The 13,094-nt window shown below is 58.0% G+C and carries 11 protein-coding genes and 1 pseudogene; 6 read left to right on the forward strand and 6 right to left on the reverse strand.

The window, feature by feature from the left end; all coding sequences use genetic code 11:
- Window positions 1-3 precede the first annotated feature (3 nt).
- Together ACLKMW_RS12225 and ACLKMW_RS12230 are read left to right on the forward strand one after the other, a co-directional pair.
- Window positions 4-252, forward strand: a complete 249-nt coding sequence (locus ACLKMW_RS12225) for a type II toxin-antitoxin system Phd/YefM family antitoxin (RefSeq protein WP_415724737.1) — start codon at window positions 4-6, stop codon at window positions 250-252.
- Window positions 249-686 carry a type II toxin-antitoxin system VapC family toxin gene (locus ACLKMW_RS12230; RefSeq protein ID WP_415724738.1) on the forward strand — a complete coding sequence of 146 codons (438 nt, stop codon included), beginning with the start codon at window positions 249-251 and terminating at the stop codon, window positions 684-686. The genes ACLKMW_RS12225 and ACLKMW_RS12230 overlap by 4 nt, the downstream gene beginning before the upstream one ends.
- Window positions 687-765: 79 nt before the next feature.
- Here ACLKMW_RS12230 and repC read toward each other — a convergent pair whose 3' ends face one another.
- The 6 genes from repC to ACLKMW_RS12260 form a co-directional block, all read right to left on the reverse strand.
- On the reverse strand, window positions 766-2,070 hold the full coding sequence (repC, locus tag ACLKMW_RS12235) for a plasmid replication protein RepC (protein ID WP_415724739.1): 1,305 nt from the start codon (window positions 2,068-2,070) through the stop codon (window positions 766-768).
- A 164-nt stretch (window positions 2,071-2,234) separates the two neighbouring features.
- Window positions 2,235-3,248, reverse strand: coding sequence for a plasmid partitioning protein RepB (gene repB / locus ACLKMW_RS12240; RefSeq protein ID WP_415724740.1), 1,014 nt, complete (start codon window positions 3,246-3,248; stop codon window positions 2,235-2,237).
- A gap of 3 nt (window positions 3,249-3,251) precedes the next feature.
- Entirely contained in the window at window positions 3,252-4,400 is a 1,149-nt protein-coding gene (repA, locus tag ACLKMW_RS12245) for a plasmid partitioning protein RepA (protein ID WP_415724778.1), read from the reverse strand.
- Window positions 4,401-4,744: 344 nt separating this feature from the next.
- Window positions 4,745-5,062, reverse strand: a complete 318-nt coding sequence (locus ACLKMW_RS12250) for a hypothetical protein (protein ID WP_415724741.1) — start codon at window positions 5,060-5,062, stop codon at window positions 4,745-4,747.
- Between the two features lie 47 nt (window positions 5,063-5,109).
- Window positions 5,110-5,376 (reverse strand): hypothetical protein, encoded by a 267-nt coding sequence (locus ACLKMW_RS12255; RefSeq protein WP_415724742.1) that lies wholly within the window; start codon window positions 5,374-5,376, stop codon window positions 5,110-5,112.
- Between the two features lie 157 nt (window positions 5,377-5,533).
- A complete protein-coding gene (locus ACLKMW_RS12260) occupies window positions 5,534-5,854 on the reverse strand; it encodes a hypothetical protein (RefSeq protein ID WP_415724743.1) in 321 nt (106 codons plus the stop codon).
- A gap of 80 nt (window positions 5,855-5,934) precedes the next feature.
- Here ACLKMW_RS12260 and ACLKMW_RS12265 point away from each other — a divergent pair, with 80 nt between their 5' ends.
- The 4 genes and pseudogenes from ACLKMW_RS12265 to ACLKMW_RS12280 all read left to right on the forward strand — a co-directional run bounded on the left by ACLKMW_RS12265 (window position 5,935) and on the right by ACLKMW_RS12280 (window position 12,943).
- Complete coding sequence (locus ACLKMW_RS12265) at window positions 5,935-6,447, forward strand: hypothetical protein (protein ID WP_415724744.1); 513 nt, start codon at window positions 5,935-5,937, stop codon at window positions 6,445-6,447.
- 535 nt (window positions 6,448-6,982) lie between these two features.
- Entirely contained in the window at window positions 6,983-8,068 is a 1,086-nt protein-coding gene (locus ACLKMW_RS12270) for a nucleotidyltransferase family protein (protein WP_415724745.1), read from the forward strand.
- A 175-nt stretch (window positions 8,069-8,243) separates the two neighbouring features.
- A pseudogene (locus ACLKMW_RS12275) lies at window positions 8,244-8,817 on the forward strand (3'-5' exonuclease); the annotation flags it as partial.
- A gap of 1,195 nt (window positions 8,818-10,012) precedes the next feature.
- Window positions 10,013-12,943 (forward strand): DEAD/DEAH box helicase, encoded by a 2,931-nt coding sequence (locus ACLKMW_RS12280; RefSeq protein ID WP_415724746.1) that lies wholly within the window; start codon window positions 10,013-10,015, stop codon window positions 12,941-12,943.
- Window positions 12,944-13,094 lie beyond the last annotated feature (151 nt).

Below are 13,094 nucleotides of genomic sequence, written 5' to 3' on the forward strand. Positions count from 1 at the left end.
CCTATGTCCACTGTCAGCTTAAAGGATGCGAAAGCCGGTCTTTCCAGCTATGTCGACGACGCCATCAAGGGCGAATTCGTGACGATCACCCGCCATGGAAAGCCTGTAGCTGCTCTGGTCCCCTTGCAGGCGGCGGAGATTGCTCAGCGTGCCCTGAAGCCTCGTCGATCCAGCTTCATCACCTACCTGAAGACATTCCCTGGTGGAGAATTTGAGCGCAACGCCTCGCCTTCGCGGGAAGTCGATCTTTGACGGCATACCTTCTTGATACGAATGTCGTCTCCCTGCTGTCGCCGTCGCGCGCCGGGCACGCCACGGAGCTGATCGCCTGGCTCGACAAGACGGAAAAGACGGCCGAGTTTTTCCTGTCGGTCGTCACGGTCCACGAGATCGAGCGCGGGATCATATTGCTCGAACGAAAAGGCGCCACCGCCAAGGCAAGCGGTCTCAGGCAGTGGATGGACGGCCTGTTCTCGACATACGAGGATCGGATCCTGCCAATAGACGCGGCGGTTTCAGCGCTGTCCGGCAAGCTCGAAGCAGAGGCGATCGCAGCCGGCCACAGTCCCGGCATGGCCGATGCGCTCATCGCGGGAACCGCAAAGGCCCATGATTTAACCGTGGTCACGCTGAACCTGAAGCATTTTGAGCCGTTTGGCATCGTGCTCATGGCGGCGCCTGTCTGACCGACATTAAAGCGTCCTGCGGTCTCGATACCGGACACCAATGCACTGACAGGTTTTTGCCCGATAGCTGCCATCGTGGTCACAGATTCCGTTTTCGCAAGCTTTTCAGGAGCGAATCCGACACTTCAAGCCGTGGACCAGCCTCAGATACCTCGTTTTCCGAGGTTTGGCGGTGCTTCCCGTCATCCAGCCGCGCGCGCAGCAGGGCCATGACCATTGGCCAGGTCGAGAATTTCCCTTCGCGTGCCTTGTCGGTCAGGCTGCGCAGATACCCGCCGGCGCTGTTGATCTGGTCTGCCCGCTGATAGATCGCTGCAAGCGCAATCGCCGCCTGAACCTCACCCATGACCTCGCTGGCCTCCTGCCAGGCGCTTGGACTGACGCCAAGCATCGTTCGGACCAGCTCCGCAGCAGCCAGAAAATCGCGCCAGTGGCGGATTTCACCCGACTGGGCTGTTTCCCGTAAGTTCGGGCAGGCGTCCAGTACGATGCTCAATGGCAAATCCCGTTTCGGTAGGCTCCGTACGTTGTCGGTTTCCGCAAAGCTGCCGCCCGCTTCATTCTTTTTTCGAAAGCCTTGTTCGGATTCAGAGATGGAGTCTGGATTTGAATTCTGTATGTGGCGTTCAGAATGAGACTCATTGGCGTTCGGATTCTGTGTTTTTGTGAAAGATTCCAATACGTCACGGATTTCCGCGTGCAAATCATGAAGCTCGGAGCAGATGTCCTCGATGAGTTGCCTCGAGGCCGTTCGAGGAAGCCTGGAGATAACCGTCTGATAGGTCTGAAGCACCCTGCCCCAGTTGCCGGGAACGCCTTCCTCGATGCCGGTGTCGATCATTTTCACGATGTCGCGTCGTAGCAGGGTAAGCCGCTCTCTCGCGACACGAAACGCCTTCTTTTCCGCCTGCACCGCCTCTGCCAGGTCCCTGAACTCCGCGGCGCGGGCGACGATCGGCGACAGGTCGAAGCCATAGGCCTGCTCAATCTCCCCTACCCTGCTCCGGCGCGCGAAGCGCTTGCCGTTCGGACTGTCGCGCCGGATGATCAATCCGCATTCAACCAGAACGGAGAGATGCCGCCGAAGCGTCGCCGGCGAAATTCCATTGGCGCGGGCGATAAGCTGCTCGTTCGACGGCCAGACGATGAGTTCGCCTTCGGCCGCAAGTTCCGTTTCTCTATGGAACGAAAGCAAGGCGTTGAGGATCGCCAACGCGCGATCTGTCGCGCCGAGCAATTCGCGGGCTTCACGAATGTGCTGGAAAACCTGCCATTTGTTGGCGATCGCCTCTTTCGGCATCGCCTTGGCTGCCGCTTGGCTTGCTATTTGACCAAGTGTCATCGCTCGCCGCCCAAAGGGCGTCGTCGAAATATGCGTCTGCATTGTCCTTCACCTATCACTAGGCAAAAGAAATCTGCTCGCCGAATCGACGCCTAACCCTCTTGACAGTGATTCGCGGAAATGGGATTCTCAACGTGCTTAGTGATGAGAAGGGCTTCCGCTACGGTGACGTTCGGGGGCCTTTTTCTTTTGCTGGTTCAAGTCTCCTATTTCGACTTCCTGAAAGCCTCGTAGAGGCTGTCCAGATTGTCAGTGATCCACGTCCCGAACTCTTTGCCGTTCGGGTTTGAAAACTCGACTGTGAGTGCCTTGGAGCGCGATTTGGCGACGACGCTAACCGAATTGTCTGCAGGAGCCCAGGATTGGGCCTCAGCCGCCATGCGCTCCTTGGGAGAGGCCTTCTTCAGTAGATCATAGACGGCCTGGAACCGGACATCGCTCTTCTCCGCGAGGAAATCCCGCTCCTGAACGAGCTTCAGGGCTTTGGCGCGTTTCCCCTTCTCCTCCAGCATGTCGGCCAGCTCTGCCCACCGCAGACGGCCGTATGAGGGAGCCGGGCCGACGGCCTCGATCAGCTCGGGCGGCAAACGCTTGATCAGAGCGATCATGCGGCTCAAGGCGGCCTTATCGATGCCCAGGGAAGCCATGATGACTTCTCGCGAGAACTTGCGATCCTCGAGACGGGCACCGAAAAACGATCGCTCGATGAACGTGAGATCGGTTCTGGAGTTGTTTTCCTGTCCCTGCGAGACAACGAGCTGTTCATCGCTGAGATCGCGTACAACCGCCCTCACCGGCCGCCCGAGTTCCTTCGCGGCCGCCAAACGACGATGGCCGTAGGCAACTTGATAGCGACCTTCGTTGTCGGGATGCGGGCGCACCAGGATCGGCACCTGCTGCCCGTGTTCCTTGATCTGGGCAACCAAAGAGGCCGTGTCCTCGGCATCGACACCGAGGCGATCGACGACGAACGAGCTATCGATCATAGAGGTATCGAGTTCGATGATTGTCTGGCCTTCTGCCAGCTTCTTTTCGATCCCTTCGGCCCTATGGGCGCGGGAATTAATGCTCTCCAAGGACTGCGAGATAGAACCGAGAGGGCTGGCAGGCCGGATCGGCCGCTCGAGGCCAAGCAATGGACGTCCCAGCTTCGGCTGTACGGGTGCAGGAGCGGCTTCTGTGTCCTCAGGGGCAAGATCGAATACGTTCTTGCGAGCCATGGCTTACTTCCTCCCCCACGTAGAGCGGATCAGGCATTCGATTTCGCCGTTCACCTGCGTCAGGGATTCTAAGGCACGGTCGTAGGTGCCTCGCGTAAAGGCCGATTTCTCGACTTCGTAGAGTGTCTGCTTGGTTAGTCCGGCGTCGGAGATCGCGGTGGATTTCAGCATCGCGTGCTCGAGAACCCGCTGACCGAAGATTGAGCGCATGAAGCCAGCCATCTGGCTTTGCGGTCCGTCATTCGGCTCGTAGCGGGTCACCAGATACCGCATCCAATCGTAATCGGTGCTTCCGCCTGCGTTCTCGACAACGGAAAGCAGGTCGCCCGTCATCGTCAAGAACTGGCTCATGGACATGACGTCGAGCATCTGCGGGTGAACAGTGATCAGAACCGCGGTTGCCGCACACAACGCAGACAGCGTCAGGAAACCGAGCTGAGGCGGGCAGTCGATAATCACGACGTCGTATGCACTCTCGATATCGGCAAGGCTCTCCCCGATTCGGGAGAAAAACATCGAGGTCCCGTCTGGCCTGTCGGCCAACGCCTTCGGGGTTGTATGCTCGAATTCCATGAGTTCGAGATTACCCGGCACGCAATGCAGGCCCGGCGTATAGGTCTCGCGGACGATCTCCGAGATGTGGCGTCGGCTCTCGTCGTAGCGGATCGCCCCGTAGATCGTTTCCCCATCACCGACATCGAGTTCGGGCTGATGCCCGAACAAGGCCGACAACGACGCCTGCGGATCGAGATCGATCGCCAACACGCGATATCCACGCAGCGCCAGATATTGGGCAAGGTGGGCGGACGTCGTAGTCTTCCCCGAGCCGCCTTTGAAATTCATAACGCTGATGATCTGCAGTTTCTCGCCGGGGCGGCGGTGTCGCACATATTTCGGTGTCCCTTTTCCTCCCTCGTCGAGTACCCGCCGCAGATCTTCGATATCGGTTACGGAATAGAGACGCCGGCCATTTGGCAAAGGCTCCGGTCCATGGCCATCGGCGACGATCTGGCGGAGATAACCCTCATGAATACCAATGAAGTCGGCTGCTTCGACCGGGGTGAACAGCCGGATTGTCTTCTGGGAAGTCGGGGGAAATGTCCGCTGCTGATGCGCTTGAAGTTGACGCGACAGCTCATTGGCGTCAGTCATGATCTGGCTGCGAAGGGTCGTAACGGCGGCGACAGTTTCGTTAAGAGTGGCGTTAACCAAAAATCTTGCCTCCAGATCTGCGCTTTTTTTGGTATCGGCAGCAAAAATGCGCTGATCCAATAAGCCAGATTCGGGGATCGATGGCAAATCTTTTAGTGCTAACAGAAAGTTAACGCCATCTCGCCGCTTCAGGGGTTCCGAGTTGTACATGTGCAACTCGATCCGGAGAGGTGTTCGAAGTCCCTCCCCCAACTTTCGTTCTGATTCACGTGAGCCAGCTTAGACCTGAAGTCGCCTCTGCCAAGGTAGATGACGAGGCGACGAGTTGTACGTGTGCAACTCGACTAGGTGCTTACATAAACAAGGCGACTACGGTCCAAACCATAAGCCCCTATCGGCACGATCGAGAACGGAGTCGCGACGACAAACTTCAGCACCTCGCCTGCCACTGTATCCTTCTCTGGAGACACCGTGTAGACGCACAAAATGCCGAGAGCCGACACGATAAGCGAACCAACCAAGGCAGCCTCCAGATATGCAGGGAATGACATCCTGAAGAAATCCCGCGGTGCTTGGCCTCCGGTAAAGTAGTACAGGCTAATTCCCGCCCAGATCATGACAGCAAAATTCGCAGCTGCGAGCAAAGTGTTGAGGAACGTCAAGGCGGAACCACCGAGCACCGCAATACTCTCCAGAGGCCCCCCTCTCCCTACTTGTACGGATAGCCGTCCTCGTTCAGATCGATGTATATAAATCGATCATTACGGAAAGTGACGCTTTCGATCTCGGCAGGCTGACCGTCTTCATCGACAGCGATCGTCATTGAAAAGTTGACATCAATCCGGACTTCGGTTTCACCGCTGATGTCTTCCATCACGGGGATCAAGGCTTTGTCTTCACTGTCATAGGTCGCTGTATCCCAGTCCGGGTGCGTGTAGCTTACGCCGACTTTCATATCGGCCGTTGCTACAACCAAAATTGACCGTTCCTCTCCAATTTGACCGAAGACGCTGAAGGAATGCAGGGTCTCCAGCTCGACCCAGCCTTGTTTGACGTAGGCATCTTCAACGTCGCTAGCTATCAGCTCCCAGTCGCCGAGCGTTTGACGTCATCGATCCACAACACCTTGGCTCTCAGCTCGAAAACATGTCCTCTGTTTGTCTGCGGTATTTGAGGTGGAGATCATCTCGAAGTTTTTCTTTGCTGATTTCCGGCAACTCTACATGCAATGTTTCCTGGATGAGCCTTCGGAAATGCGGCCGACCGACATCCTTTATGACGTTGAAGTCATTTTCTGCGTGTTTCTTTGCGATTTCGGCCATGGTCAAATTTGTATTCACCATCGAAACGAGATCGGCTTTTACAAGGTCTGCAACCCGCTCCATAATCGGACCGCCTGGTGGCCGACCAGCACGGACGATGACATTGGCATCCAGAAAGACTTTCTTGATCATCGGCCCTTCGCCCAAGGATTCCGGTTCTCACGACCTTTCTGGGCTACAATCTTTCACTACGCAATGAATACGAGGGTGGATTGAAAACGATGACCCGGCAGTACAAATACCCGCTAGCCCTTGCCATTGCTGCGTCGATCGCAACAGGACCGATCCTCGCGCAATCGGCTATCGAACACCATGTATGGCAGGACGCCCGGAAATTCGAGCCTTACAGCCGCACGGCGGAATCTATCACGGGCGCAATCCGGCTGTCCGGCAACAAGCAGTTCGCCACCCCAGGAAGCAAGATGACCATCACCTTCGGCACCGGGAAAAAGGCCCAGTTGACGTCCGTTGGCGCGTCATGGCGACAATGGGATGATGTCGACGGCAAGAGGGTGACGGCTGAGGTCTTTAAGTTGGATAAGGATCCCGGCACTCTTCTCAACCGCAACACTCTTTGCGGTAAGGCAGCAAGATATCTGGTCTTCCACGAATCCTTGTCTTTCGGGGTGTCGCTGCTCGGCGTAGCCGTCTTCGAGGGATCGAAAGAACCGGAGGACATCAACAGCCCCGGACTGTGTGGCACCTTCAATTATTCGGCCGACTAACCAGTTCGCCGCCGACAGGAACAATTTCCTGTCATCCTAATTGTCAGGAATCGATGTTCGTCGCAACCTTTCAGGCTCTTCCAATTTCCTATGAGGGCACGATCGTGCCCCTAGCCGGAAACCTTGTTCCGGCTGGGTTTTCTTCGCCCGCTGCTGACGACCTTGAAGACGAAATCGATCAATTGGATGGGTGGTCCGGCACCCGTCGGCGACATTTTGGTGGCGCGTGTCAGCTGGGAGCCTGATCTCATCGTATGATCACCAATACGCTCTTCAACGCCGAGGTGAATGCCAGGCTGCGTGCTGCGAAAAAGCGGGAAGCCGCGTAAGGGAGGTTTGGTCCTCCCTTTTTCTAGGCAATTGAGTGGGAAGCCCTCAGGGTGTCACGCCCGGACGCCCGGGCTTTTTTGCGTATAAGTCTTCTGCAAATTTCCTAGATTACGTTCTTGTAGGCATTTTCGCTCAATTGCCTACAATGATGCACCATGATAGGGTTGCAGGCAGGACTCTCAAATTGCCTACAACGAGACCAGTCATGGCCAAATACGAAGAACTCCCTATCGCCATCCAGACGATTTACGCCGATCTCGTACATCGTGCGTGGACGGGCAACATCTCCGCTCTGACGTCGCAGGGCGGTTCCGCCTACTCGCGCGAGGTGAAAGGCCGCCTCTACTGGTACTGGCAGCCGCCCACGGCCACTGACGGCAAACGGCCTTCCGCCAAATACATCGGTCCCGATAGCGAGGAAACGCGAGGCCGCCTCCAGGAAATGCAGGATAACGTCGAAAACCTGCGTCAGCGCCGGGATATGGTGAGGGCCCTTCGAGCTGCTCGACTTCCCGTGCCTGACGCGATGTCCGGCGACATTATGGCGGCCATGGCCGAGGCAGGCGTCTTCCGGCTGAGAGCAGCCGTAGTCGGTTCGGTAGCGTTCCAGACTTATCCTGGGATGCTTGGGGTCCACATGCCTGCCACTTTGAGCCGAACCGGTGATCTGGATATCGGTCAGTTCCAGTCTATTGCCATCGCCGTCGAGGACGAGATCGATCCCGACCTCGAGTCCGTGCTGAAGAACGTCGACAAGAGATTCGAGGCGATCTCGAGTCCCATGGACACCCGCCAAACCCTTCGATACGCGCTGCGTGTGGGTGGAGACGAGCGCTTCTCCGTGGACGTCCTCAGTCCGATGCGCGGCCCGGATCGGGAGAAAACCGGAAACTTGCCTGCGTTGCGAACGGGTGCTCAGTTCCTTAGGTACTTGGACTACCTGCTGTATCAGGAGGTCAACGGTGTTGCCTTGCACGGTGCCGGAATCCCCATCAACGTCCCCGATCCGACCCGATACGCGCTGCACAAACTGATCGTCAGCCAGATGCGCCGCATGGAGGATCCGAGAAGCGCCGCGAAATCCCGCAAGGACCTCGACCAGGCGCGGGCATTGATCACGGTGCTGTCAGTCCAGCGGCCGGGCGAACTCAAGGACTTGTGGCAGGAACTCTGCGGCCGCGGCCCGTCATGGCGTGAGAAGGCCATGACGGCCGTCAGGCAACTGCCTGCAGAGATCGCCGAGGCGTTGGGCGAGGAAACGCCAACGTTGAGCAGGGCACCGGGTAGATAGAAGAAGGGCAACCAGATAGCCGCCCTTCAAACCTCCGCTGCCTGGCAAGGCTAGAACCAACGTCTCCACCACTTCCAGCCCCTAGCCCCTCCGTCTCCAACTTCCTAGGCTGCCATCCGCAGCCCGGTATCCATGAGAAGGCCGGAGCAATCGGCCTTCGCCTCTGGCCTGCAACACCGATGAGATGGTCGCCGGGGCTGAGATCGCCGCCTTCGACGCGCTGATCGAACCGGCCGACCTTATCATTGCCCACAATGCCGGATTTGATCGGCCGTTTTGTGAAAAACTTTCGCCGGCCTTCGTTCCCAACGCATGGGCATGCTCGGTCACCAAAGTTCGTTGGGCCGATCTGGGCTTTGAGGGCAACAAACCTGGCTATCTTGTTGGACAGTCCGGCCTGTTCCACGAAGGACATCGTGCCACCAACGATTGCCAGCGCTTCTTGAAATGCTGGCGAAACCGACGGGCGAGGGCGGTGCGCTTCCTTTGCCGAACTGCTGCACTCAAGCGCCCACTGCAGGATTCACATTTTCGCCGAAAACGCGCCTTTCGACATGAAGGATCACCTGAAGGGGAGGGGATATCGTCGGTCTGACGCAGTGATGGTCGGCCGAAGGCCTGGTGGATCGAGGTCGATGAAGACCTGTACGGGGACGAACTGCGTATCTGCGCACCGAGATTTATCGCTGGGACGAGGCGTGGAACCGCCGACCGTTCGGCAGACGGCGCACGACCGGTTCAGAGCATGACGCGTTTGCGTGCCGCGTGAATGTCGGATGCAGCGGGAGGGCCACATCACCTTGTTCTTGCCGGAAGGGTGCAGCGGGCGGCTCCTCGGCCGAATACGAGAGCCTGGGGTGTCAAATTCGGACTGATCGCTGGAAGTGGAGCGCGCTCGGGTATATCGCTGCGACCCGAACGCAAAGGCAGAGACGGCATTTTGAGGTCGTTCTGGGCCGGATCGAAGTGCCGGATTGCAATGGCGAGTTTTTCGCCGCAGTCCGCGATCTCGACGGTCTTGCCCGGGAACGCATTCGATCAGCACTGCGCCGAGCTGGGCGCGGGCCCGCTACGAAGCTCACAGTCCTGTCGGATGGCGAAGACGCGATGCAACGCATGGCCGGGGACTGGTTGAGCGGCACCATGGAACACCGATTGGACTGGTTTCATCTCAATCGCCGTATCTCCTGGATGTGGAAGGCTGTCTATCACCCCCTCGGACTTGGTGATCTCGATGCTGAGACTCGATTCAGGCGATATGGCCGCGCCTCGCGCAGCGTTCGATGGAACCTGTAGCACCACGGTCGATCCCGGCATGCCCGATATCCCGACTGGCACGCCTTATCCTATCTCATCGTCTCGAAGCTGAGGCAGCCGGGCAAAACACAGCCAGAACCGACGATCTCTATAAACGCTTCCTGGAATTCCGAGGCTACGTCTATCGCAATAGCGGATCCTTAGCGGACTGACTGCCCATGAGGAATCGACCGCGAACCAACCGATCAATCAACGTATGCGCAAGAAGAGACAGATGCATTGGTCGCGAAACGGCGCCCAGTTCCTGCTCAATGTTCGAACCGCACATCTGAACGGTAGGTTGGAGCGATACACCGGCCTCTCTAAACCTACAGCAATAAACCGGTTCTCCCGAACGAAATTCCGTCCCCATCGCCACCTGACACCCCCAACTTCTTTCCGGTCTCCCGGTGACTGGGGCCGGCCTCTCGACCGAACGTACAGTCTGCCGACATTCTTGCCGCGGGACAGCGATCCGTCGAGGAAAGCGCTGTCGGTCCGGTGTCGACGGCTCCCGACCGCGTATCCGCGTTCTGCAACCTATTGTCGCGCCCCGAAAGCGGTCGTTCGTGAAGGCACCGTCTTCGGCTTAAAGGGCGATACTTGCGAGATCAAATGGAATCTAGTCCAATGCGGCGGGGGGACTCGATGCCATACTTCATAGACAATGATCTCGCACTGAACCTGATAGGTGCACCCAATACGGGTTTTCGTCCTGGACAGTTGGGCGCCTTGCATTCTTCGCTGGCGCATTTCTCGGTCTACGACGAACCGGCGATTCTTTCCTTGCCCACTGGCTACGGAAAAACGGCTCTCCTCATGGCGTTGCCTTTTTTGTTGAGGGCACGGCGGCTCCTAGTCGTCGAGCCATCCGACGCCCTGCGGCGGCAGACCACCGGCCATTTCAAAGAACTTTCCGTCCTGCGGCGGCTCCGGGTCATCGACGAGGCAACGCCAAACCCCAAGGTCCACGGTCAGAAGGGTGCACCTGCAGATGCGGCGGAGTGGTCGAAGCTTGCGGAACAGGACGTAGTGATCTCGACGCCTCAGAGCCTATCACCGGCCATCGCGCCACAGACACCGCCGGATCTTTTCGATGTCATCATCTTCGATGAAGCTCATCATGCCCCTGCAGAAACGTGGGTGGCCTTCCTCGCGCACTACCCAGACGCGAAGTTTGTCTTCCTCACCGCCACGCCGTTCCGCCGCGATCGAAAGGTAATCCCGGGAAGGATGGCTTACTATTACCCGGTTTTGAAGGCCGCCAAGGAGTTAGCATTCGGGCGGGTGACGTTTACGCCCGCGCCAGTGCGGAATGAAAACGATGACGAGGAGATCGATCGTTCGGTTGCTCGAACTGCGGTCACACGGCTCCGCGCTGACCAGGCAAATGGCTTTGACCATCGCATTTTTGCCCGAGCGGCGACGATTGCTTCAGCGCGGAAGCTGGTTGCGGTCTATGCCGAGGCCGGCGCCCGCGTCAGGACCATCGACAGCCACGCTTCCAAGCGCGCGCAGGACGCGGCCGAGGCAGAACTGCTCGCAGGGGAGATCGACGGCGTAGTCTGCGTCGACATGTTCGGCGAGGGCTATGACTTTCCCAAGCTAAAGATCGCTGCTCTCCACGCGCCCCATCGATCCTTGGTGCCTACATTGCAGTTCATCGGCCGCTTCGCACGGACAAACGATGCGGCTACCGGCGATGCTACGCTGGTGGCACCACTTTCGCGACTCAAGGCGGCGTCACTGCGGCTATTCAAGGAAGGAATAGACGTCGCTGAGTTGATCGACGACGTCGCTCGATCGCAGATCGCGGATGCTGAGGCGGATCGGGAGGTCTTGGACCTGCTCAAGATCAGCAAGCAGGCGGATTCAGACTACGATTCCGTGACGCCGCTCCTGTTAGAACTTTACGCACACGCGCAGATTTTCGATTGCCACGCGCAACCGGACTTCTCGCGCTTCGGAGATACCATAGGTCGCCATCTGAGGTTGGCGAAGCAATGGTCATCTGAAGATGGGCTGATATCCCTTCTCCTCACTGTCGATAACTCACCGCCGAGTTGGGCGACATCTGACGTTCTGGTCAACGTGCGCCATGATGCATTCCTCTTGGCCTACAACGAGGCCTCGCGTCTGTGCTTCATCGGCTCCACCCGCCGGACCGCGCGCATCTATCAGGACCTCATCCAGACCACGCTGCCAGACCAGCATCGGCCCATTAGCTATGAGCGAACGCGCCGTGCGTTGAGCGGGCTGAACAGCCTCCGGTTCTACAACGTCGGTCTGAGAAACACGGCGGTCAATTCTCAGGCTGAGTCTTACCGGGTGATGACAGGTCCGGCTGCGGAGCGCGCGATAACGAGCGGCGACGCCCGAGCTTATTCCCAAGGCCACTTCTTCGGCAGCGGTGTCAGCAATGACGACGTCCGCGAGACGATCGGCGCCAGCAGCAGTTCGCGCATCTGGTCCAATCAACGCCTGACAGTCGCGGAATACATTGAGTGGATCACCGAGCTCAACGGCAGACTTGGTGGTGGGGGAGGCATTTCGGCCTCGCAACTAGATATTATTCAGCACGCCCGCACCCTTCGACAGCTTCCCGAGCGGATCATCGCCGCTGGCTGGCACAAACAGGCCTACCGGCTTGCTCCACGGATTCGATGGAGAAACCGAGCGGGCGAGCCGTGGTCCTATGGCAACATAACAGACCTCGAACTGGCCAATTGGCAAGTGGACGTCACACGCTCCGTCATGACCTTCGACATCGTCTCCGACATTTTCAACGAGAGCTTCCGCTTTGGTATCGATGGTGGTGCGCTGTTCACGAAAGTTGGCACGAAGGATGTCGAGATCCATACTGGCTATGACGAATGGTCGGACTTAGCGTCATGGCTGTCCGAGCACCCGCCGGTTTTCTACGCGGCCGACAAGTCCTCCTTCGTCGGCGTGAACTTGATTGCAGCTGCAACAGCAGTCGTGAGCCAGCTGCGCGACGGCGACGCAGACGCTCTGGGCTGGGACAATTGCAAGATCGATTTGGAGTTCGGACCAGATCAACCGGACGGGAGGTTGAGCGTCCATCGATGGCTTGAGCGACACCTGATAGCCGTGCCCAACACCATTGCGCTGCTCTATGACCACCGAAGCGGTGAAGCGGCGGACTACATCGCCGTGGTGCGAAACCAGGATGGCACCGTCATGGTCAGGCTATATCACTGCAAAGGTGCCGGCGGTGCCCCGTCCGGCGGACGCGTCAACGACGTCTACGAAGTCTCGGGGCAGATGCTGAAATCAATCACCTACTGCGATGCCGCGGTGCTTGTCCAGCACATCGAGCATCGCACACATGTAGGACGCCATCGCAATCCTTCCCGGTTTGTGATCGGCGACCTCCAGATCTTGAAGCGGACATTAGAGGAGGCACCACCGACAGGACTGACCTTCGAAGTCTTCGGCGTTCAGCCTGGAATATCCAAAGGTGCGGTGAATGCACATCTTGCCGATCTTATGATCTACGGGTTGGATTACGCCCAGCGAGGCGGGGCCTCACGAGCCCAATGGCTCATCAGCGCTTGATCGGCGAGTGGTACTACGGCTCTTGGGAACGCATGATCATCCACGGTGCTGCCGCCCCTTTCCAGCCACGCCATCAGGCTGGTACGCACATCGCTGGTCAGTTCGAACTGACGGGGCGGCCTGTCTTTTGTTGAATGACCATCGCCCGCTT

The sequence above is a fragment of the Borborobacter xinjiangensis genome, assembly GCF_047739745.1.
In the GTDB taxonomy this organism is placed as follows: Bacteria; Pseudomonadota; Alphaproteobacteria; order Rhizobiales; family Rhizobiaceae; genus Pseudaminobacter.